General features: G+C 59.9%; 14 protein-coding genes and 1 tRNA gene. 6 read left to right on the forward strand and 9 right to left on the reverse strand.

The features are described 5' to 3' along the window. The first annotated feature begins 93 nt into the window (after positions 1 to 93). Positions 94 to 1,965 (forward strand): FAD/NAD(P)-binding protein, encoded by a 1,872-nt coding sequence (locus UL81_RS08860; RefSeq protein ID WP_035105854.1) that lies wholly within the window; start codon positions 94 to 96, stop codon positions 1,963 to 1,965. Here the strand turns inward: UL81_RS08860 and UL81_RS08865 are convergent. Then, positions 1,962 to 3,110 carry a cystathionine gamma-synthase gene (locus UL81_RS08865; RefSeq protein ID WP_046453501.1) on the reverse strand — a complete coding sequence of 383 codons (1,149 nt, stop codon included), beginning with the start codon at positions 3,108 to 3,110 and terminating at the stop codon, positions 1,962 to 1,964. The two genes, UL81_RS08860 and UL81_RS08865, sit on opposite strands and share 4 nt — an antisense overlap. 127 nt (positions 3,111 to 3,237) lie before the next feature. Here UL81_RS08865 and UL81_RS08870 point away from each other — a divergent pair, with 127 nt between their 5' ends. After that, entirely contained in the window at positions 3,238 to 4,245 is a 1,008-nt protein-coding gene (locus UL81_RS08870) for a mechanosensitive ion channel family protein (RefSeq protein WP_035105853.1), read from the forward strand. Between the two features lie 4 nt (positions 4,246 to 4,249). Next, entirely contained in the window at positions 4,250 to 4,633 is a 384-nt protein-coding gene (locus UL81_RS08875; protein ID WP_035105852.1) for a globin, read from the forward strand. 49 nt (positions 4,634 to 4,682) lie between these two features. Here UL81_RS08875 and ald read toward each other — a convergent pair whose 3' ends face one another. After that, positions 4,683 to 5,774: an alanine dehydrogenase gene (gene ald / locus UL81_RS08880; protein ID WP_035105851.1), complete on the reverse strand. Its 1,092-nt coding sequence runs from the start codon at positions 5,772 to 5,774 to the stop codon at positions 4,683 to 4,685. A gap of 141 nt (positions 5,775 to 5,915) precedes the next feature. Between ald and chrA the strand changes: the two genes are divergently transcribed. Then, the gene (gene chrA / locus UL81_RS08885; protein WP_035105958.1) at positions 5,916 to 7,082 is read left to right on the forward strand and encodes a chromate efflux transporter; all 1,167 of its coding nucleotides are present in this window, start codon (positions 5,916 to 5,918) and stop codon (positions 7,080 to 7,082) included. On the opposite strand, the gene UL81_RS08890 is transcribed toward chrA, so the two are convergent. From UL81_RS08890 to UL81_RS08910, 5 genes are all read right to left on the reverse strand, one after another. Beyond that, positions 7,079 to 7,711: a hypothetical protein gene (locus UL81_RS08890; protein ID WP_046453502.1), complete on the reverse strand. Its 633-nt coding sequence runs from the start codon at positions 7,709 to 7,711 to the stop codon at positions 7,079 to 7,081. The two genes, chrA and UL81_RS08890, sit on opposite strands and share 4 nt — an antisense overlap. A gap of 28 nt (positions 7,712 to 7,739) precedes the next feature. After that, the gene (locus UL81_RS08895; protein ID WP_035105850.1) at positions 7,740 to 8,168 is read right to left on the reverse strand and encodes an acyl-CoA thioesterase; all 429 of its coding nucleotides are present in this window, start codon (positions 8,166 to 8,168) and stop codon (positions 7,740 to 7,742) included. 20 nt (positions 8,169 to 8,188) lie between these two features. After that, positions 8,189 to 9,859 carry an energy-dependent translational throttle protein EttA gene (gene ettA / locus UL81_RS08900; RefSeq protein ID WP_035105849.1) on the reverse strand — a complete coding sequence of 557 codons (1,671 nt, stop codon included), beginning with the start codon at positions 9,857 to 9,859 and terminating at the stop codon, positions 8,189 to 8,191. Positions 9,860 to 9,948: 89 nt separating this feature from the next. Continuing rightward, positions 9,949 to 10,644: a single-stranded DNA-binding protein gene (locus tag UL81_RS11520; RefSeq protein ID WP_052097747.1), complete on the reverse strand. Its 696-nt coding sequence runs from the start codon at positions 10,642 to 10,644 to the stop codon at positions 9,949 to 9,951. A gap of 222 nt (positions 10,645 to 10,866) precedes the next feature. Beyond that, a complete protein-coding gene (locus UL81_RS08910) occupies positions 10,867 to 12,930 on the reverse strand; it encodes a cytochrome c oxidase assembly protein (protein WP_144407180.1) in 2,064 nt (687 codons plus the stop codon). Between the two features lie 92 nt (positions 12,931 to 13,022). Here UL81_RS08910 and UL81_RS08915 point away from each other — a divergent pair. Further along, positions 13,023 to 13,096 (forward strand) — tRNA-Arg (locus tag UL81_RS08915). A gap of 122 nt (positions 13,097 to 13,218) precedes the next feature. Here the strand turns inward: UL81_RS08915 and UL81_RS08920 are convergent. Both UL81_RS08920 and UL81_RS08925 read right to left on the reverse strand, forming a co-directional pair. Further along, the gene (locus UL81_RS08920; protein ID WP_035105847.1) at positions 13,219 to 13,644 is read right to left on the reverse strand and encodes a hypothetical protein; all 426 of its coding nucleotides are present in this window, start codon (positions 13,642 to 13,644) and stop codon (positions 13,219 to 13,221) included. A gap of 134 nt (positions 13,645 to 13,778) precedes the next feature. Continuing rightward, positions 13,779 to 22,448, reverse strand: coding sequence for an SdrD B-like domain-containing protein (locus UL81_RS08925; protein WP_035105846.1), 8,670 nt, complete (start codon positions 22,446 to 22,448; stop codon positions 13,779 to 13,781). A gap of 243 nt (positions 22,449 to 22,691) precedes the next feature. On the opposite strand from UL81_RS08925, the gene UL81_RS08930 reads away from it, so the two are divergent. Beyond that, the gene (locus UL81_RS08930; protein WP_046453503.1) at positions 22,692 to 23,321 is read left to right on the forward strand and encodes an alkaline phosphatase family protein; all 630 of its coding nucleotides are present in this window, start codon (positions 22,692 to 22,694) and stop codon (positions 23,319 to 23,321) included. Positions 23,322 to 23,373: the final 52 nt, after the last annotated feature.

The following is a 23,373-nucleotide window of genomic DNA, read 5'->3' on the forward strand; positions in this document are numbered from 1 at the left end:
CACATCCCGAACCAGGCGTTATAGTTAGACTAGACAAAGAAGTCTAGTACTAGAGTGTTTTCTAGCCTCATCTGCGTTTTAAGGAAGAATAAATTGTCTGCTATTGCCATCGTTGGCGCGGGTCCGCGCGGGGTATCACTCATTGAGCGCATCGCCGCGCACCTGCCTGCTGATAACGCGGCGTTGGATATTCACCTCGTCGACGATGCCCAGCACGGCGCGGGCCGAATCTGGGAAACGGACCAGACGCGCACGCTGTGCATGAACACGCTCGCCGGTGCGGTCACGCTGTTTACCGAGCCGGAGTCCACCATGACCGCGCCGGTGTTGGAGGGCCCGACGCAGTACGAGTGGATTCAGCTACTGCGCGGTGAGGAAGATGGCATTAAGCCAGAAAAGGTCGCAACCTACCGTGCACATCCGGCAGATCCGGCAGTCGCGGAGGCGTTCGCGGAGGAACTGAAGGCGTCGAAGCCGGAGTCGAATCCGTCGCGTGCGCTCTACGGCGCATACATCGAGTGGTTCATGGAAGTCGCACTGGCGCAGCTGCCGGAGAACGTGACGGTGCATCAGCACCACAGCCGCGCGGTGGGTGTGCACGAGCGCGGCGACCACGACGTTATTGAGCTGGCTGATGGGACTGAAGTGCGCGCGGATGCGACGGTGCTGGCCTATGGCTGGCAGGTCCCGGGTCTGACCGAAAGCGAGGAGCACATCGCTGAGGCAGGCCTGCACTGGGTGCGCCCGGATAATCCGGTGGAGCAACCGCTTGCCGATGTCCCCGCCGACCAGGAAGTCCTCGTCCGTGGCTTGGGCATGGGCTTCTTTGACGTCATGGCGCTGGTGACCGCGGGCCGCGGTGGACGCTTCGTGGAAGACGACTCCCCTGCCGGGCTGCATTACGAGGCTTCAGGCAAGGAACCGCGCTTGGTCGTGGCGTCGGGGCGCGGGTATCCGTTTATTCCGAAATCGGAGTACCACTCGCTGCCGCCAAAGGCGAAGCTGGTGCGCTTCAACGCGGCGTTGGGTCAGCTTGGCGATGAAGTCGACTTCGGCGTCGACCTGTTGCCGGCGATTCTGCGAGATGCGTACGCGGAATACTACGAAACCCAAGCGCGCGTGGAGCCAGAGGCGCTGCAAGTTCCCCTCGAGAAAATCGTCGAGCGCATTGACGAGACGGTGGTCGACGGGGCGGACCTGAAGACGATGGCTAACCAGCTGCGCGACGCGTTGGAAGACGTGTCGACAGAACCGCTGGATTTGGCGCATTGGTCGGATCCGTTGGCAGATTTCGATGGTGAAGGATCGGAGGAGCTCACTGCGTTTATTGCTAAGGGCTTGGCACGCGATATTCGGGAGGCTGTCGCGGCGCAGGATTCCCCGTTGAAGTCGGCGCTGTGGGCGGTGGCGTCCTCGCGCAAGCAGTCCTCGATTGCAGGTTCGGAAGGTCGGATGACCTGGGAGTCCCGGCAGGGTGCGTACCGGCAGTTGATGGCCTTTGGTCAGATGGTTGGTTCTGGTCCGCCGCTGTTCCGCACGCGACAGTTGCTGGCGCTCATCGAAGCGGGTCTGGTCCGCTTCGTGGGTGGGCGGCCGCGGTTGGGCATCGGAAAGCAGTTTGAGCTCCGCGGTAGTGCAGGCGAGGCGAGCTCGGACTGGCTGGTGGATGCGTGGATGCATCAGCCGGATATTCGGCGTGCGGCGGACCCGCTGGCGGTCTCGATTGCAGATCGCGTGCGGTCGTTTGTCGACCACGGCAACGCCACGGGTTCGCCGGAGACTACCTGGGAGAGGTTGGTTGTCCGGGGTGATGGGGACATCGATAAGCGTTTGCACATCGTGGGCATCCCGACGTACGCGCAATGGCCGGATACGACGATTTCGCCGATGCCGGGCACAGACCCGCTGATGCTGCAGGAAACCGACCGGACGGCAGGCTCCCTGGTGCGGATCGCGCTGGGTTAAAGGGCGGCGAAGGCCTGCTCTAAGTCGGCGAGCAGGTCTTCGATGTCTTCGATGCCGACGGAGAGGCGCACCAGGTCAGCGCCGGGCAGGAGTGCGGAACCTTCGGCGGATAGGTGCGTCATTTTGCGAGGGTGCTCGATGAGCGATTCGACGCCGCCGAGGGATTCTGCCAGGCAGATAAGCCGGGTGTTTTTGCAGATTTGCTCGGCGTGGGCGGGATCGTGGAAGCGGATGGATAACATGCCGCCGAAACCGCTCATTTGTTGCTTTGCGATGTCGTGGCCTGGGTGGGTCGGCAGACCTGGGTAGAGGACTTCGCTGACCTCCGGGCGGGTGGTGAGGTACTCCGCGACGGCTTGAGCGTTCTGGCAGTGGCGATCCATGCGCAGGCCTAAGGTTTTGATGCCGCGGGCGGTGAGGTAGGCATCGAAAGGCGAAGAAACTGCGCCGACGTTGCCCTGGAAGTAGAGCAGGCGTTCGTCCATGTGTGCATCGTTGGTGACCACTGCCCCGCCGAGGACATCGGAATGCCCGCCGAGGTACTTAGTGGTCGAGTGCAGGACATGGTCGGCGCCCAAGGCGAGCGGGTTTTGCAGGTAGGGGGTGGCAAAGGTGTTGTCGACGAGAATCTGGGCGTTACCTTTGTGGGCGGCAACCTCGGCGATGTCGGTGATGGTGGTCGCGGGGTTGGTGGGGGTTTCTAGCCAGATGAGCTTGGTGTTCTCGCGCAGGGCATCTTCGACTGCCTGCGGGTTGGAGGTGTCAACGATGGTGAGTTCTACTCCCCAATCGCCGTAGTCGTTGTGAAGCAGGCGGAACATGCCGCCGTAGGCGTCGGAGCCCAAAATGATGTGGGCGCCGGGGCGCAAGAGGATGCGCAGGACGGTGTCGACGGCAGCCATGCCGGAGGAAAAGACGCGGGCGTAATTGGCGTCTTCTAAGGCGGCGAGGGTGTTTTCTAGTGCTCGCACCGTGGGGTTAGCCACGCGGCCGTATTCGAAGCCGCCGCGCAACTGTGCCAGGCCGTCCTGGGCGAAGGTGGTGGAGGCGTAAATCGGCACGTTGATGGAGCCCATGTGGGAATCTGGCTGGTAGCCAGCATGGATGGAACGGGAGGAAAATCCTGTGACACGCTTCTCACTCATGCTGCCTCAGTGTAGACCAAGCTGTTCATTTTTAATAGGGCGAGCGGGCTTTAAATTCACACAGGCTTCCTTAATCCTGGGTCGCTAGACTCTATGAGGTTCAATTCCCTACCGACAGAAAGTTGCAATGACTGTAGAGACTCTTGCGGCCGCGTCCACTGCCGGACAAACCGCGGCCGAAACTGCCGACGCAGTACAGCAGTGGTGGCAAAGCGACCTGGCTCAGCGCTGGCTGATCGAAACCCCCATCGGCATCGGCATTACCCTGATCGTCGCTTTGGTACTGCACTGGCTGCTGCGCCGCGGTATCACCAAGGTGGCCAACAACAGCATCAAAAACGGCCGCATCGACTCCGATAAAGCAAAGCGCCGTTCCAAGCGGCGCGGCAAGCGCGCCGATGAAACCGACGCTCAGAAAAAGGCCCGTGAAGGCCGACGCGTCTCGCGTATTAGGACGCTGGCCGGTGTGGCCCGCTCAGCTGCGGCCATCGTCGTCTGGGTCTGGGCTGCGCTCGACATTTTGAGCAAACTCGGTGTCAACGTCGCGCCGCTGATTGCTTCTGCGGGTGTAATTGGTGTCGCCCTTGGTTTCGGTGCGCAGTCCCTGGTCAAGGACTTCCTTTCCGGTATCTTCATGTTGCTCGAAGACCAGTACGGCATCGGCGACACCATTGACTTGGGCGACGGCATCTTTGGTGACGTGGAGTCGATTTCCCTGCGCGTGACGACGGTCCGCGATATCGACGGCGCACTCTGGTATGTCCGCAACGGTGAGATTCTGCAAGTGGCAAACCACTCCTCCGACTACTCCGTCGCGCGACTGCAGATCCCAGTCGGTCTGTCCAACGACACTGAAGCTGCCGGCAACGTCATCGAAGAAGCAGTCAAGCACGCCGCGAAGGATGACAAGATTCGCGACCTGGTTTTGGCCGAACCACGCGTGGACGGCATGTCCAACTTCGAACCGGACTACGTTTCCTTCCGCGTGTCGATTCGCACCATGCCAGGCCGCCAGTGGGATGTTCAGCGCTTCCTGCAGTCCCGTATCCTCAACGTCATGAACGCACAGGGCATTACCACCCCGTACCCGCACGGCATCGGTATCCCTGACCCCCGCAAGGAAGAAGAGTTCTAAATATATGGACAGCGTGTTTAGCGCGATTGGCGGTGAGCCGACCTTCGACAAGTTAGTCGGCGGCTTCTACGAGCAAGTCAAAGACGACGACATCTTGGGACCTATGTATCCCGAAGATGACATGGACGGCGCCCACGACCGCCTCAAGTGGTTCCTCATGCAGTACTGGGGCGGACCACAACACTTCTCCGAAAACCGCGGGCACCCCCGCCTGCGGATGCGGCACGCGCGCTTCCCCGTCGACCGCGCCGCCGCCCTGCGGTGGTTGGAGCTCATGGAGAACTCGCTTGACCGCATCGACGAAGAAACAATCCCGCCAGCCTATCGGCACATGATCTGGGACCACATGCAAAGGGTGGCGGGAATGCTCGTTAATCGACCCGATTAACGAGCGTTAGCCGGAAGGAACTAGTCCTTCCAATCGAAACTGGAAGGAATTAATCCTTCCAGTCGAAGGCCTTGCGGACCGGCTCGGAGATGAGCTGGCCATCGCGGGTCATGATGCCGCCGGCCAGGCCCGGGAAGCGCTCGACAGCAGCGTCCAGACCGCCAGAGGCGATAGCGCGGATGTATGGCAGGGTGGCCGAGTTCAGCGCACGCGCAGAGGTGTTTGCCACAGCGCCTGGCATGTTAGCCACGCAGTAGAAGACGGTGTCGTGGACCTTGAAGGTCGGATCGTCGTGCGAGGTCTTGTGGGAGTTTTCGAAGCAACCGCCCTGGTCGATGGCGACATCGACAAGCACGGCGCCCTTCTTCATCTTCTTGACGGTCTCCTCACGGACCAGCTTCGGTGCGGCAGCGCCCGGGATGAGCACGGCACCGATGACCAGGTCAGCTTCCTTAAGCTCCTTTTCAATGGTGGCCGGATCCGAAATCATGGTGCGCACGCCGCCCTGATACTGGTCGTCGAAACGCTGCAGCACGTGCGGATCCAGGTCCAACACGGTGACCTCAGCGCGCAGGCCATGGGCCATAGCAACTGCAGAAGCACCAACCTGGCCGCCGCCAATGACGACAACGCGAGCCGGCTGGGTGCCTGGAACACCAGAGACCAGCAGGCCGCGGCCACCCTGGGTGGACAGCAGGTGGTGAACGCCTTCCACCACAGCGAGACGGCCAGCAACCTGGGACATCGGGGTCAGCAGCGGCAGGGTGCCGTGGCGATCGGTGACGGTCTCATACGCGATGGAGGTGGCACCGGAGTTAACCAGGGCATCGGTAAGCGGGCGGTCCGCGGCCAGGTGCAGGTAGGTAAACACCTTCAGGTCGGAGTGCAGGTACTTGTACTCCTCTTCCAGTGGCTCCTTGACCTTCAGCAGCAGCTCAGCAGCTTCCCAAGCATCCTTGGCGGTCGGCACGATGGTTGCACCAGCGGCCTCGTAGTCAGCGTCTGGGAAGGAAGCACCTTCACCAGCTCCGGCCTGGATGTAGACCTCGTGACCATCTTTTACCAAGGTTTCAGCGCCAGTAGGGGTAAGGGCGATGCGGTTTTCATTGTTCATGATCTCCGCAGGCACTGCGATACGCATGGTTGTCCTCCTTGTGGGGTGTAAAGACTATTAGGACCAGGTTATGTCCTTCCCAAAAGTGTGCCACAGAAATCCACGTCAAGAAATTATTTCACTATGACTAACCCCACAGGGGGCATACTTTGAGATATGCTCCCTGGCATGCGCCCTAACCTCGAGATTTTGCGTAGCTTCGGACCACTCGGGTGGACCAGTTTTGGCGGTCCTGCCGCGCACTTAGGCTACTTCCGCGAAGAGTTCGTGCACCGCCGCGGTTGGGTCGGCGAAAACGCATATGCCGCGCTGGTATCGATGTCGCAATTCTTGCCCGGCCCCGCCTCGTCCAAGGTGGGCATGGCACTGGGCTATCACCGCGGCGGACTAGCCGGCATGGGGCTGTCTTGGCTGCTATTCACCCTGCCTTCTGCCCTATTGATGGCACTCGCAGGTCTTGCCTACCATCTTGGCGATGCCCCCGGCATCATCGCCGGCCTTCTCGCCGCAGCCGTCGCCGTGGTCGCCCACGCAGTCATCGGCATGGCCGGAAAGCTGCTGCGCACCGGTTTCGGGTGGGCGATCGCAGCGGTGACAGCTTTGGTGTTGATTCTGGCCGGTACGTCCTGGCAGCTGCCGATGCTCGCCTTAGCCGCCATCCTGGGCGCCACGATCCTGCGAGGCAGGTTGGGTTACGAAGCTGCCGATGCCTCGAAGGAAACACCGTTGCGTGCAGTCTCCGCACGGCTGGGCGTGGGTTCCTTGGCGGCCTTTGGTGGCCTGCTGGTGGTGCTGCCAATACTGGCGCAGGTAATCGGTGGCTACTTCTGGGAGCGAGCCTCGGCCTTTTATAGCTCGGGCGCTCTCGTCTTTGGCGGCGGGCATGTCGTGCTGCCACTGCTGGAAGAGCGCTTTGTCATCACCGGCTGGGTCACCCAGGCGGAGTTCTTAGCCGGCTATTCTGCCGCGCAGGCCGTACCGGGACCGATGTTTACCTTTGCCTCCTACCTGGGCGCTGTGGATGGCGGCATCGGAGGTGCGGTGCTGGCCACGGTGTTTATCTTCCTCCCCGGCGCGCTACTGACACTCGCTGCGTTGTATTTCTGGAGCCGCTGGCGCCAGGTGGAATGGCTCCACAATGCGCTCGGTGCAGTCAATGCCGCCGTCATCGGACTACTGGTGGCCGCGTGGTGGGACCCGATCCTCACCCACGGAATCACCGGTTGGGCCACGGGGCTGCTCGCAGTAGTCGTCTTTGCACTTTTGCAGTGGACGAAGACGCCGGCATGGGCGATTGCGCTCGGTGCGGCGATTATGGGCGGATTGTTCCTCTAGAACAGGGATAAACGAGTGGAGTGGTAGACGCTGCCGAAGGGGGCATCGATACGCACCCAGCGCGATAGGCCGGACACGCGCAGGTGGCGTGGGATGTCCAGGGGTGCGGCGAAGCTTGGGATAAGGCCTAGGTTGGTGCAGGCGAAAATCATCCGCATGGGGATTTCGACTTCCTGCTTCGGGCCGGTAACCGTCACGACGGTCTGGTTGAGCAGACTCGATGGTGGGCCCATGGGCCCGGAGAATTGGCGGGCTAATTTTTGGCCTTCGTCGGCGAGGTTGCGGACGACATCGACAGGCAATGTATCGAGCAACTGGAAGCCCTGGGCAGGTGGCAGCGCACCGGGCCAGGACGGATCCCGGGCAGGGCCTAAGTCCAAGGTGGTGGCTTCGGTCTCGAGTGCCTGCTGGAAGGTGTGGGCGGAGACTACTGCCCCATCGCGGGAGACGGTGCCCTGGATGCGGCGGGAGGCAACGACTTCGAAGGGGGTGGTGACGAAGATGTCGACGGAGTCATCGTCAAGCTGGCGCAGCCGTGCTGAAGCCGTAGCGTCCAGACCAACTGCACGCGCAAGAAGGGCCCGCAACCCTGGTCCTCCACCTCGAACTTCGAGTGTTTCATTGACCATGGCGCGGGCCCTCCTTAGTGTTTAAAAATTACTCATCTACCGTAACAGCAGCGGTGTTGAGCAGGATGTCCTTCTCCTTGTCCGTGAGCGGACGCGGCAGCTGCGTGGCCTCATTGACCACGACCTGCACACACTCAATGACACAGGTAACCGTGCCCTGGGTGTCTTTGACCTCCTGGTAAACGGTGAAAGAGGTGTTGCCGACGCGGGTGACCTGGGATTCCACGGTGACGGTGTGGTTGCCATTCCAGATCAGCGGATAACGGAAGTCCACATCCAGGTGACGGACCACGGAAGCAAAGTCTGCGTCCTGGGACCAGAAGTAGTCCTTGGCGAACGCGAAACGCGCCTCCTGTGCCAGCTCAATGTAGTTGGCATTCATCATGTGCCGGTACATATCGAAATCGGACCAGCGCACCGGAATGCGGTGAGTATGAACGACTGATTTCTCTGCCATGTGTGTTCTCCCTTCGCGAATTAACGAGTCAGCTTGCGGTGGGTGACACGGGAAGGACGGGCAGCTTCCTCACCGAGGCGCTCCACCTTGTTCTTCTCGTAATCGCCGAAGTTGCCCTCGAACCAGAACCACTTGCCTTCTTCCACATTGCCTTCCCAGGCCAGAATGTGGGTACAGGTGCGGTCCAGGAACCAGCGGTCGTGGGAAATGACCACTGCACAGCCCGGGAACTGCTCCAGAGCGTTTTCCAGCGAGCCCAGGGTTTCGACATCGAGGTCGTTGGTCGGCTCGTCGAGGAGGATCAGGTTGCCGCCCTCTTTCAGGGTCAGCGCCAGGTTCAGGCGGTTGCGCTCACCACCGGAGAGCACCTTGGAAGGCTTTTGCTGATCCGGGCCCTTGAAACCGAACGCGGACAGGTACGCACGAGACGGCATTTCGTTCTGGCCGACGTGGATGTAATCCAGTCCACCCGAGACGACCTCCCACACGGTGGCCTCTGGGTCGATGTTCTCGCGACCCTGGTCGACGTAGGAAAGCTTGACGGTCTCGCCGACCTCGACGGTGCCGGAATCCGGCTCCTCGAGACCCACGATGGTCTTAAACAGGGTGGTCTTACCCACACCGTTCGGGCCAATGACACCGACGATGCCGTTGCGCGGCAGGGTAAACGACAGGTCCTTAATCAGGACGCGATCATCGAAGCCCTTGACCAGGTTCTTGACCTCGACGACCTTGTTGCCCAGGCGCGGCGGGGTTGGAATCTGGATTTCTTCGAAGTCGAGCTTCTTGTACTTCTCGGCCTCAGCAGCCATCTCCTCGTAGCGCTCCAGACGGGCCTTGTTCTTGGCCTGGCGTGCCTTCGCACCGGAACGAACCCATGCGAGCTCATCCTTCAGGCGCTTACGCAGCTTCGCGTCCTTCTTGCCAGCAACCTCGAGGCGCTCCTGCTTCTTCTCCAGGTAAGTGGAGTAGTTGCCCTCGTACGGGTAAAGCTTGCCGCGGTCGACCTCACAGATCCAGCCCGCGACGTGGTCCAGGAAGTAGCGGTCGTGAGTCACGGCCAGGACGGCACCTGGGTACTTTTCCAGGTGCTTCTCCAGCCACTGCACGGACTCTGCGTCCAGGTGGTTAGTAGGCTCGTCGAGCAGCAGCAGGTCGGGCTCGCTCAGCAGCAGCTTGGCCAGTGCCACGCGGCGGCGCTCACCACCGGAAAGGTTGTTCACCGGGGCATCGGAAGGCGGGCAGCGCAAAGCCTCCATGGCCTGCTCAATCTTGGAGTCGACCTCCCAAGCATCGGCAGCATCCAGCTCCTCTTGGAGCTTGCCCATTTCTTCCATCAACTCATCGGTGTAGTTGGTGGCCATTTCTTCCGCGATGGCCTCGAAGCGCTGCTTCTTTTCGAAGATATCGCCCAGGCCCTCTTCGACGTTCTCACGAACAGTCTTTTCCTCATTCAGCGGCGGTTCCTGCTGCAGGATGCCCACGGTGGCACCCGGATCGAGGAAAGCCTCGCCGTTGGAAGGCTGGTCCAAACCGGCCATAATCTTCAGGATCGAAGACTTACCAGCACCGTTGGGGCCAACCACACCAATCTTGGCGCCTGGGTAAAAGGCCATGGTGACGTCATCCAGAATGACCTTGTCACCAATGGCCTTGCGCACGTTTTTCATCGTGTAGATGAATTCGCCCATGATTCCCCTTTGCAGATTTTTGGGACATTTTTTATCACCACAAAGAGTACATCAAGTCCCCAGTTCCAGGGGCAATGCGCCCCGGGCGCCTAAGCAGTCATCTGCGCCGGACGCGGATTCGACGGCCGCTGCTGCGAACTACCGCTAGACTGCTGAGCCGACTGGGCATCGGCAGCTGTATCCTTCGCGCTATCCTTCGTCGCATCTTGCGCGGAGCTCTGCGACGCACCCTGCGCGGACTCCCCTTCCGCCGCTTCCTTCTCCGCGGCCTCAGCAGCATTGCTGAAGTCCCTATCCGGGGTCAGCTCGTCTTCCCTATCGCCCGGCAGCGGCAACTTCAGCGGGTTCATTGAGCGTTCGACCTTATGCGCGCCAATGACGAATTTATTCAAATCCAGGCCCACGAACTGCGCGCGGATTACCACCCGCTCGCGGTTCTTGCCCTGCTCATCGGTCCACTCATAAGAGTTCAGCGCACCCATGACGATCACCGGCATGCCCTTTTCCACACAACGGCGAACATTAATGGCGAGCTGACCCCACATCTCTACTTCAATAAAAAGATTGTCAGTATCGCGCCAAATCGGTCCATTGGAGCTTTGCTGCGCCGCCTGCGGGTCCGCAGAATCCGGCGACTGGTTCTTCTTTTCCTTGTCGTCATTGCGCTCTACGTAGCGACGCGACGACGCCACGCGCATACGCGTTTTGAACTTATCACCGGCGTACTTCGTAAGTTCCGGTTCCTTTGCAACGTGGCCGTTAATAGTAATGGGTAGCTGGGACATGAGATTCCTTCCTCAGTGAAGAGTTATCAAGTGCTGGCGCATCGGGTGATGTGCCTTAAGTGCATCATCGCCAAGCACTGCAACCCCCAACAAGCACAAAGCCGAAAGCCTGTGGATAACTACATGCAGCCAAACTAAAACGGTAAAAACCCGCCGTTTTCACGACGGGTTATCCACAGAAGCGCGTCCTAGAGCGCGCTTCCGAAGCAAAAAGAGCGGCTCCTAATACTGGCGGAAGCTGGAATCATCGCCGCCGCGCATCTGCTGGAGCATGCGGTTGTACTCCTCGAGCTCGGCGTCATCGTCAATGTCTGCCTTGGCGTCGTAACGCACGGCGTCGGCGCGGTCATCGCGAAGCCAGTCAATAAACAGCTTGGCAAAGACAATCACCAGCGGGAACTGGCCGAAGCCCCAGGCAATGCCGCCGCCAACGCGCTGGTCGATGCGCAGGTCCGGCTCCCACGGCAACTGCAGGGACTGGTAGAACTCCAAGCCCAGGATGGTCTGCAGCTGCATGAGGTATACGCCGGCAAAAAGGTGAATCGGCATGGAAATGAACAGCACCAGCAGACGAATGGGCGTCGGGCGACGGTTCGGCAGTGGGTCGGGGCCGATGACCTCCCAGAAGTACATGTAGCCAGAAATCAGGAACGCGAAGTTCATGATCAAGTGACCGGCATGCTCCGAAATGGCGAAGTTATACAGGTCAGCAAACAGGTAGATGACGTAGAAGAAGAACAGGAACTGCAACAGGTTGACGATAGGATTCGTCACAAAGCGCAGCAGCTTCGACTTCGTCAGTGCCTCAACCCAATCATGCAGGGTGGGCTTGCCTGGTTCGCCCGGTTCGAAGGCTTCCAAAATCAGAGTCAGCGGCGCGCCGAGTACCCAGAACAGCGGCACGACCATGGACAAAATCATGTGGCCGAGCATGTGATAGGAATACAGCGCCGGAATGTAGAGGCCAATGCCGGTGGACATGACGACAAACAGCGTCAGTGAGCCCAGCATGAACCACACGGTGCGGCCTACGGACCAGGTCAGGCCGCGCTGCTTCAGGCGGTAGAGGGCGTAGAGGTAGAAACCTGCCAGCAGCAGCGCGATGGTGCCGAACATGATGTCGAAGCGGAACATCGTCCAGATATTCGTCATCGTCGGTGCTTCCAGCAGCTCATAACCCATGAGGATCTGCATGGAGTTCAAGTTCGGATCACGCGGTGGCGGTGGCGGGGTACGGCCCATGGTGCCGGCCACACCGACGGTGGCGGCCATAACGAGGACCTCAACAATAGCCACGCGGATAAACAGCTGTGGCTTGTTTTTCAGCTGCGGCATAGTGATCTGACGATGCGCAAAGCCAAACAGCGCGAGTGCAATCGTCAACGCCGTCTTGGTGACGATGATGAGACCGTAGCGAGTGGTAAACCAATCGCCGAACTCAATACGGATAGCGGCGTTAATCAAGCCTGAGATGGCCAGGCCGATAATCGCAAACAGCGCCACGTTGGAGTAACGACGAACCGCAGTTTGCATATTCGGGCCCAAACGACGCCCGTGCGCAATCAGTCCCAGCAGGCCACCCACCCACAGCACGATGAGCACCAAGTGCCACAGGAAGGAGTTGGTGCCGTAGTCGTGGTCACCACCGGCAGCGGAGTGGCCCTCCATACCGAGTGGAATCACCTGAGCCACGGCCAGAACGAACAGAATCGGCTGCATGCGCCAGTGCTTGCTCACCAAGCCCATAATGCCGACTAGCAGCGCAATACCGGCAGTCAGCAACCACACCTGCGCGGTAGGAATCTGCCCCAGCGCAATCGACATCATGTCAGGGCTAAAGGTCTGGAAGAACGGTGTACCAGTCAAGTCCGACAGAACCAGCGGCACCTCGACCAGTGCCACCAGCGCCACACCCAGCGCTGCCAGGGCACCCGTGCGGGCTGCCAAGTGACCATCGACAGTCAGCGGCGCCTCGATGAGGCGCTCATTGTCCTTATCCGGCACATCCGGCGGAATCAGGAAAGCCGACACCATAAATGAGCCCACCGCCAGGGCCATCAGGATCCAGGCGGCGCCGCGGAAGAAGGGCAGGCCGAACGTCGTTAAGCGTCCCGGATCCGGAATACCCAACGCCGCAAGAGAGTCTGCCAGGAAAAACAGGGAGATGAACCCGGCGACAAAACCAGCCACCACCATCGCCGCAATGTTGATTACAGTCGACGACTTTGCCCTCGTGTCCTTGGCCGGTGCGGTGCTCTGCTCAGCAGAGTGCTGACTCAAATCCATGCCCCGCATTCTAACGCCCCTGGTATAGGCAAACCTAAAGCTAACCGAGTTATCACCATCACGGCCGTCTGGACTAGAATGCATAGCCGCACGCCTCCATAGCTCAGTGGATTAGAGCAGTGGGTTTCTACCCCATTGGTCGCGGGTTCGAATCCTGCTGGGGGCACCCAGGTCAGAAGGGGTTTTACCCCCTTCGAACCTTGTCAACGTGAGCCTTTTGATCACTTTTTGACCACATTTTGACCACAATTTGCGCGAACTTACCGCGCAAGCACGGTCCCAGTAGGACTACTCCAGCGCCTTCGCCACTTCCTCATCCTGCAGGCTCACCCTCTCCACGCCCCATTTCTGCGCGGACGCTAGATTCTCTACCGCCTGCAGCATGTCACCGGATTCAGGGATGCTTTCCAAACCAATCACGCGCTCGCCTACAGCACTCCCAGAAACGACCAGCACAGTCAGCTCGGCACTATCCGTGGACTTCTCCATGTCCAATACTGGGACGACGACTGCCTTATCTCCTTGCGCAAAATAGCGCCCCGCGGTCTCTCGCACTTCCTCAATCGAGGTATCCCGTAGCGCCGGAACAATCACCAATGAATCGTCCTGGCCTGTCTCTTTCCGCAGACGCTCACCATAAGCATGCAAAAATCGACGGCACAACATAGCCGCACACACGCGGAGACGATACTCCGGCAAGTTCTGTCTATCCATGTCACTTTCCCTTCCTACACACAGCCTCTTTCATCCGGCATAGTAGCGAGGGCCCCGGACATCGCTGTAGAACGCAGAACGCCCCTCCCACTGTTTCCAGTAGAAGGGGCGCTATGTCGTGCGCGGCTTAAGCCTTAAGCATCTTTACGACGCTTCGTCACCAGCAACAAACCAGCTGCAATACTCAGCAGCGCTGCCAGGGCAAGCCACAGCACGTTGGCACCAGTTTCAGCCAGGATGCCTCCCGACGAGGAATCCTGTGCATCCGAACCAGCAGACGGTGCGTCAGAAGCACCACCGCCCTGCTGCGGGCTGCCGCCAGACTCACCCGGCGCGACCGGTGCGGGGCTTACCGGCGCATCGCTTTCCGATGCCTCCGGCTCATCACCCGGCACCACACCCGACGTCTCAGTCGGTTCAGTCGACTCAGATGGCTGCGTCGGCTCCTCAGACTCCGACGGCTCGGTCGGCTCAACCGGAACACTCGGCTCCGTAGTTTCACTCGGCTCCGTCGTCTCGGTCGGTTCCGTTGGCTCACTCGGATCCGTGGTCGGCGGGACGATCGGCTCCTCTGGTTCGTCGGTAACGAAGCCGAAGTCAATGCCTTCTGCAACCTCATCGGATTCCAGAGTGATCTCGTACTCGAGAGCCTGAGTGCTGACAGGACCGTCCGGATCTGCGGACTGTCCGTCGAAGCCATCCGGGAACTCCACGACCACGCGGTAGGTACCTGGTTCCAGGTCGCCGACGCTGTACTGGCCGAACTCGTCGGTAGTCAGCGTGGCAACGACCTCACCATCTTCGTTGTAGACGGTCACCGTGACACCTGCGATTCCTGGCTCCATAGTCTTATCGCCATCGCGGTTGGTGTCGTGGAAAATCACTCCAGACAAACCAGCAGGCGGAATGACTACAGGTTCTGGCTCGGCATAACCGAAGTCCAGGCCGTCGAATTCGTCGCCGGCTTCAACCTCGATCAACTGCTCATTGCTCAAGCCATCACTTGGGTCGTAGTCAGAGACCAGCACCAAGTCTTCCGGTCCGTCTACAACGACCACACGATACTGACCAGGCTCAACATCCTCGAAGAGGTAGCCACCATCAGTGCCAGTGGTGACGCGCTGCACTTCGGTGCCGTTGTCGTCGACAAGCGCAACCACAACACCAGACAGGCGCTGCTCACCGTCATCGATGGTGCCGTCGCGATTATCGTCGCGCCAGATGGTACCGGAGATCGTCGCATCCTCGACCTCAGGTTCCGTCGTTGGTTCCGTCGGCTCCTCTGGCTCGCTGGATTCCTCGGTGGAAGTCGGTTCGGTAGGCTCTTCTGGCTCCGAAGGTTCCGTGGACTCCTCAGTAGTCGACGGTTCAGTCGGTTCTTCAGAAGGCTCGCTCGGATCCGTTGGCGGGACTGGCGGGTCCTCGGTCTCGCTTGGCTCTTCTGCAACCTCGCGGAAGCCGAAGTCCTGTCCCTCCTGAGTCTCACCGGACTCGATCGTCACAGTTACCTCGCGCGATGGGTTATCGGTTCCACTGACCGGGTCGGAAGTCTGCTCGAACTCACCCTCCGGGTTACCGATGCGCAGCGTGTACTCGCCTTGCGGGATGCCGTTGAACGAGTATTCGCCGTCTTCATTGGTCGTGGTTTCAGCGACAACATCACCTGCAGCATCGACCAGCTGCACGGTCACGCCGCTAAAGCGCTCAGACTCATCGGCGTCGATGGTGCCGTCGGAGTTATCGTCCTGCCACAGGGTGCCGGTGACTCCGCCGACACCGTAGACAATTGCGTCGACGTTCTCAGCATTCTGACCTGCAGCCACGGTCACAGACGCCCGGACTGTGGTCTCGCCGTCTTCTCCACTGAAGTCGTTCAGACCGGACTCAGTGACGTCGTCGCTACCAGTTGTTGGCGAGAGTCGGAAGCCGCTCGGCAGGTCGAACTCAACCTGGTAGTCACCAGCGAGCTGGCCACCGAAGGAGTAATTTCCTTCGGCGTCAGTGCGGGTGGTGATGGCGTTGCCAGTTTCGTCGGTGACGGGTTCACCTTCGGCGTCGAGCAGGCGCACTACGACGCCTTCGACTCCGATCGTGGTTTCACCATCGGTGATGCGGCCGTCGCGCTCAGACTCAGCGATGATGCGACCGGAAATGCCACCCAGCTGGTGAACCACTGCATCAACGTTCTCGACGGTGGAACCAGTGGTCACCTCGAACTCTGCGGTGGTCAGGAATTCTGGGTCGACATCGTTAAGCAGTCCTCCACTGATGTTGTCCGCATCGCCAGCCTGCGCGGATGGATGGTATCCCTCCGGCGGCGTGATGCGAACCGTGTAGCCAGCAACGGCTGGGACATCGGTGAACTCGTAGGCACCGTTTTCATCCGTCATGGTCTCAGCGACGACATTGTCTTCACTGTCGAGCAGCTCAACCTTGACGTCTTCCAAGGTTGGAGCGTCTGCTTCAACCTGACCATCGCGATCCGATTCGACGTAGACGGTACCGCTGACTGCACCGACGCCGTAGACAATTGCGTCGATGTTCTCGGCAGTCTCGTTGGGGCTTACCGTCACGGTAGCGCGGTAGTTGTTCGCTCCTTCTGCAGCAGCGAAATCGTTTAGATTCGGCTCGGTGACGTTGTCTTCGTCTCCGGTAGTCGGCGAGGAACGGTAGCCATCCGGCATGGTGAACTCAACCTGGTAGTCACCAGCCAGCTGACCGGCAAAAGCGTAATTACCGTTCTCGTCGGTAGTTGTGGTGACAGGGTTGCCCTCATCATCCGTGACAGGGTTGCCGGCCGCGTCGAGCAGGCTCACCTCGATATTGGCTACGCCGGAGATAGCTTCGTCATCTTCGATGATGCCGTCGCGCTCGGACTCAGCGATGATGCGGCCCGACAGGCCACCAAGCTGGTGCACGACTGCGTCGACGTTCTCGACGATAGCGCCGGTAGTCACCTCGAAGGCAGGCGTGGTGCCGTTGTTCGGCGCCACGTCGTTGAGTCCTTCAGCGGTGATGTCGTCGGCATCTCCAGCCTGTGCGGACAGGTGGTAGCCCTCCGGCGTCGTGATGCGGACGCGGTAGCCGTCGCCGGCCACAACATTGGTGAACTCGTAGTTGCCGTTGTCATCGGTCCTAGTGAAGTCGATGACGTTGTTGTCCTCGTCCAGCAACTCAACCAGCACAGTCGGCAGGGTTGGTGCATCGGACTCGACGCGGCCATCGCGGTCGGACTCGACGTAGACGGTACCGCTCACACCACCGACGCGGTGGACGACCAGGTCGACGTTCTCTACGGTCTCACCTGCGGTGACGGTTACGCCTCGGATGATGCCATCTTCTGGCATGTCGTTGCGCAGGCCGTCGGTAAGCTCCTGCTCCTCGCCGGCGTGTGCGGAGATGCGGTAGCCAGCTGGGATGTGGAAGGTCAGGTCGTAGTCGCCGGCCGGGAGACCGGTGAAGGCGAAGGTGCCGTCCTCGTTGACGGTGGCGAAGACTTCTTCACCGCCGACAATGGTGGACACGCGAACTTCATCGATGCGCTCGTTGGTTGCGTCGACGATGCCGTCGCGGTCGCGCTCGAGGTAGAAGTGGCCGGTGATAGAGCCTTGGTTGTTGATGAAAGCATCAACGTTCGGCTTGTCCTCGCCAGCAACGGCGCGGATGGTGCGGGTGAAGCCGTCGGCGTTGGCGTCGTTGCGGCCCTCTTCAGTGATGTCGCCGCGGGTCTGAACCGGGGAGAACACCGTGCCCTCTGGGCTGATGAACTGCACCTGGTAGCCGCCTGCGCGGGCAGGAATATCGGTGAAGGCGTAGTTACCAAGCTCATCAGTCTGAACAGCATCGATGCCCTCGATTGGCTCGCCATTCTGGTCGGTCAGTACGACGCGGATGTTGGCGTAGCTGCCTTCGCCCTCGTCGAGCAGACCATCGGCATTAGCGTCATTGACGACCGTGCCGGAGATGCTCAGGCGATTGTTGACCACAGCATCGACGTTGACCTGGTTCTCAGAACCTGACAGTTCAATGCCGGTGAGGCGACCGTCGGTTGGGTCGACATCCGAGAGGTACTCAGCGTCCAGGTTGTCCAGACCGCCGGCCTGCTCGGACAGAACGTAACCGCGTGGTGGCTGAATCTGCACGCCGTAGGTGCCCGGGGTCAGCCCTTCGAAGCTGTAGGCACCATTGGCGTCGGTGACTGCTGCGGCCAGCTGGCCGTTGCGGACAACGAAGTTGCCCTCTTCATCCAGCAGGTAGACGATCGCACCGGCAACGGTTGCAGCGCCCTCTTCGACGCGACCATTGCGGTCATTCTCGCGGTAGACCACACCGGACAAGGAGGCAGTGTCCACCACTGGCACGTCGCGCTCAGTGGTCACGCCCCAGTCCATCTCGATGACATCGGAAGAACCGGTGGAGTTGTCCTCGATTTCGGCCTCCACGAGGTTGCCGTCGTGGCCGCGTGGGTTGTCGGTGATGCTCCAGCCTTCAGACAGATCGACCACGCGCACCTGGTAGTTGCCCGGCTCCAGGCCGGAGAAGGAATAAGTGCCGTCGGTGACTTCCTGGCTGGCGACAACTTCGCCATCCTTGAGCAGTTCCACGGTCACAGGATCCCCCATGACATCTTCGGTGGCGATGACTTCACCCTCGCCGTCCTGCTGGAAGCCGTCTTCGTCGCGGTCGTACCAGAACTTACCGCTAATCGTGCCGGCTTCGCCGCGCACACCGGCGTTGTAGCCCGGTCGGTTATCACCGGCACGGAGCTCAATATCACCCGTACGCAGACGGTTCGGGTCGCCATCAACGCGGGTAGCAGCATCGGAATCCACCAGTGGATCGTTGCCCACGAGTGGTTCGACGAAAGGCAATCCGTCGCGGGTTTCAAACACAACCCGGTAGGTGCCTTGCATCAGGCGGGTAAAGGCGTAGTTGCCGTTGGCGTCCGTGGTCGTTTCGATCTCGGTGGCGAAGGAGCCATCGTCGTTAAGCACCGGCTCACCATTGGCAGTGACGAACGGAGCTGGGTCACCCTCGTTCCAGTCCACAACCTGCAGGATGACCTTCTGGCCGCCCATGCGAGCATCATCGCCGTCGAGGATATTGGCACCATCCGCATTGCCCGCCTGGGCGTCCCGGAAGTAGGTACCAGAAATCACGCCATCGCGGGCGTCGAGCTGTAGGTCAACCCCGTCGCATGCATCGGTGCTGTTTGGATCTGGGGTGCACTCAGCAGCTTCTGGCTCATCTGGATCCCAAGAATCCTGAGTAGAGATGCGCGCGAAGTTTGTGGTCTCGCCAGACGTCGCACCTTCGTCTGGTGGCAGCAGCCTGGTCACAATGCGCAGATGTGCCTGCTCACGCGGCTGCAGATCGCCGACTTCCCAGTCGTAGAGGTTGACGCTCTCGTCCTCGGTGTCGAAGTGGAACTCATCCTCGCCGAGTACGCGGATAACCGCATTGTTGTTGTTCGGGTCAATCAGCTCGGCGCGCAGGAATTCCAGCTGCTTCGGCATGCGGTCGACGACCTCGACGTCTTCTGCGACGTAGCGGGTCGAGATGTTGCGGGCGTGGATAAGGAAGCTAACCTCCTCGCCGGCGGTGTAGCTTGGCAGCTCGTTCGGACCAAGCTCTTCGGCACGCTCTTCATCCAGGTCGATTTCCTTGTTCACCGATACCGTCGGGTTGAAGCGCGCGGCAGTCATGAATGGGCCGAGCGGTTCCATACGGGCATTACCCTGGAAGGAGTCGAACGCCACGTAGTTGTAGGCCACGTCGGAACGACGCAGTGGCTCGCCGTCACGCGTGGACGTATCCGGCATATTCATCGTGTACGTGAAGTCATGCACACGGTCCACGCCGTGTTCGAAAGCGATGCGGATGGCCTTCACCGAAGCCCAATCGTCGCCGATTGCTTCCTTGTTCAGCCAGTTGGGATCGCATCCTGTTGAGTCAACGTCAGGAAGATTCGGGCGGCACGGATTCGAGCTACGGGAGTACTCAATGCGGACCTGGTCTTCCGGCAACGTTTCCGGGACCACCGGACCGGCCAAGGTAGGGATCAGGCCATTGCGCGGGAACTGGTTGTTGTCCAATTCAAGCTGGTTCTCGTAGCTCGAACCAGTCTTGCTGCCGCGGCTGAGATCATCATTGCTTGGCAGGAAGTCATACAGGTAGGCCTGGCTAAGCGGGATGGTGCCCTCCGTGCCAGCGCTGAGGCGATACTGGACGGTTTCTGCACCAATGCCTAAGTGATTATTGCGGTTGACGGAGTCATTCCAGAAGCCTGGGTTGTTCTCGTCGCCGAACGGGTGAGTCCACGTGCTCCAGTCCACCTGGGTCTTCCAGTGATCGTCGCGGTCGCCCTTGACTTCCTTGCGGACCACGCGGGCGTTAACGGCCGGGATAGTCACGCCATAGGTTGCCTGGTGCACCTTTGGTGCCTGCGTTACACCTGCTGGGTAGTCCGAGCGGGGGACCACACCGTAAGTGTCGCGCAGGTTCTGTTCCTTGGTCTGCAGGTACTCGTCTTGGTTGCGCTCCATAACCGTGATGGCGAACGCGGACAGGCGTTCGGTCAGATTAGCGCTGGTGTAGTTACCACCCATTAGCTGCACGTCAGAGTCCATATCGCGCAATACCTGGATGGAAAAACCACATTCATTCAGCCGGGCAGCTGTCGGGTTGGACACACGGGAAACCACCGGCAGGCCGTCCGGCTTAGTCTCTTCGTTAAGCTCGATGCGGTAGCGGTGTCCGCCGTTGGGGGATGCGCCAGCGTTCGTGATGATGAGGTCCTCAGTGTTAAGGACACACGCGTTATTGCCAGGGTTACGGCGCTGCACCGAGTCGGGGTTCAACATCAGACCAGGAGGCGTGGTCAGGTACGCCACCGGATCGGCCGCACCAGCGTTAGGGCCGGAATTGTGCAGGCCGAAGCTGATGCGCGCCTGAGGCACACCGGGGCCGCGCTCGCCGTCCGGCTTGAGACTTGCCAGCAGGTTCTCGCGGTTGCCTTCAAAATTTTGACCAGCCGGGCCGTCGCCAATGTTGACCCAAGGGTCCGGCGAAGTTGTCGTGATTGGCAGGTCAACGCAGCTGCGGGTGACAGGGGAGTTCGGAGTACTAGCGCCAGTCCGGTTTTGCAACACCCCGTTGATGCGGTACTCCGCGCAGTTTTGTGGACGGTAGTTTGCCGGCATGCCAGAGGAAGTCACAGCGTCCGTGATGATCGTGGCACTGTAGCGACCAGCCAGGGCATTCGGGATCTTCATCTGCGTCTTAGTGACGCGAACCCGCGGATGCTCATCAGCGCGCGGATTAGTGAACACGTACCAGTCATTTTCAGCGGTGTATTCGGCCGGGACCTCGCGCGTCGTTTCGTCGTCGTAGGTGAAGACGGTGGTCAGTCCCTGCTTGGGTGCGGGAACCCAGCGGCCGTCGGAATCTTGCTCATAGTTGACCGGGAAGCCACGCAGCTGAATGACTCTTGGCGAGAACGTGACCCTATCGTTGCGTGCCCACCGCTGCGGAATATCCGCGACCTCAAGGTCCGCACCCGCGGTCGGGTTGGAGAAGTCATGGATGAAACTGCGATCGGAGATCGCCTCCGACACTGGTTCTCTGTTGCTTCCCAGTCGCTTGTTGTTCTGGACTGTGCCCGACCCCGGGTTGACCGGGTTGTACAAGCGAACGCCTTGGTTCGCGGTCACAGTGCCGGATTGTTGGTCATCGATTGAGGTCCACTCAAAGTCGACCGTGTTGTTAATAACGGTGTTGTGGGTAATACCCAGTTCATTCAGTGTTTCGGCGTCCTCGACCTGCACCAACACGTCGATACCGATATTGCGCACACGCACGTAGTGCGCCGCAAAGTCCTCCGGAATCACCACGCGGATCTCACGCGTGTCCGGGTCGTAGCTCGGCTCGACGCGTAAGGTCTCACCCGTACGCGACAGCCTGTAGTTGGAGATGTTGGGGCGTTCGTTGAACTGTAGGAACTTCAGTCCCGGAGGCAGCTTATCGACGAGCACTCCGTCGACTGCCTGGGTGCCCTGTGCCTTGTCGCGGTTAGCAAGCAGAGAGAAGCTAAAAATCTCGCCTGGACGTACCCAGTTGACGTCGTTGACGTTCTTCGTCTTCGATACGGTCGGCTTCGGTTCGCCATAGGTGTAAGCGAAGGTAGTGAATTCCCGCTCAGTGTCACCCAGTGTTGCCTCGACCGGCAGTTCTTCGGTGCCAGGGATAGAGGCATGCACGGAGGTGGGGAAATTGACGTAGCCGACGGCCGAGGTGCTGGTCCAGCCCTCGGTCACCGTCAACGTCACGGTGCGGTTAACCTCGTCGATTTCGGAAGTGAAGTAGGTCTTGTCGCCGGTGCGCAGCTCGAAGGATGGCTGCTGCAAAAGGCGTCCTTCGACGCCGGGCTGCAGGTCGGAATCCCAGCGGTAGGCTGCGTCCGGGATCTTCATCGTAATCTTCGCACCGGCGCAGTTCGTCTGGCCTGGCGGTGGAACGTCACAGGTGAAGTTCACGCGGTAGCGCAGGTTCAGCGCGCCACCGCCATTGAGCGGGCCGCCATCGCCAACACCAAGAGGCTGGCGGTTAGTCGCGCTCGCCTTAGTCTCGGTCGGTTGTCCATTCGGGCCCGTTCCGGTGATCACCTGATCAATTCCCAAACGGAAACGGTCTGGCCCGGACTGATGTGAGGTCGCCACAGGAGCCAGGGTGATGACGAGTCCTACGATGGCGATAATCGCCACGATGACCCACCAGACTGGCTTGATCTTGCGATTGCTGTGCATATTTACGCCCACAATCCCCTCTTCACGGCTGCCGTCTGCCGCCGCACGAAAGGTAGACCAATCAGGGCTTTACATTTTATAGACAACAGCTAAAAATATACAGATACCCTTAATGGAACCTTATAGCTTTCAGTAAAAATACAATAATAGTTCAGTGATTATTAATGTTCGCCGCACCTAAAACCTACGTAGAGACATGCCTGCAGGTCAGGCCTACACTGGATACTGAATTAAGGAGAAGTCATGCCAGAAGAAATCACGCTCGCAACGTTTAGCGGAACACCATCGTTGGCCCTGCATGGCAAGCGTTTCACCCGCACCTTCGCGCCGCGTCCGGACTATCCCAGTAATCGCCGCGCCACGTTGACTGGTCAGTACCCGCAGCGCGAAGCATTAACGACAATTTCTGCAATTTTTTCCAACGCAGGATGGCATACCACCGAGGGCCTGGATACCGAGGGCCCGACCTTTCGGCTGCTGGAAGAGCCGGATTCCTTACCTGACAGCGGCGTTATTGCCGTTGCCACCGGCTTGGCCACAGGCGATTGCGAGCTTTATATCTACTGGCCTGGTGTTGCTGAAGACGGCGAGTCTGCTGAGTTGGTCTCCCCGCTTGACCTGGCGCCGACGCTGGCAGCGATTGCCGGTTTGGATGTGCGTCCCAACGCAGCGCTGTCTTTCGATGGCCTCAACCTGGTTCCGGTGCTGCGCTACGGTGCCGATGGGCATGCCGCTCTCTTCTTCGACAATGGCATCCGCACCCAGGATGCATGGCTTATCGATGGCCACTGCTCCCACCCCGACAAGCACAAAGCCTTAGAAGATGAGTGGCAGTTGTGGAAGCAATTCATGGGATACGGGCCGCTGCAATAACGAGCCCCAGGGCAGTCGTCTAAGCTGGGCGCCTGAGTTAGACGCACACATA

Source organism: Corynebacterium camporealensis, from assembly GCF_000980815.1.
Classification (GTDB): Bacteria; Actinomycetota; Actinomycetes; order Mycobacteriales; family Mycobacteriaceae; genus Corynebacterium; species Corynebacterium camporealense.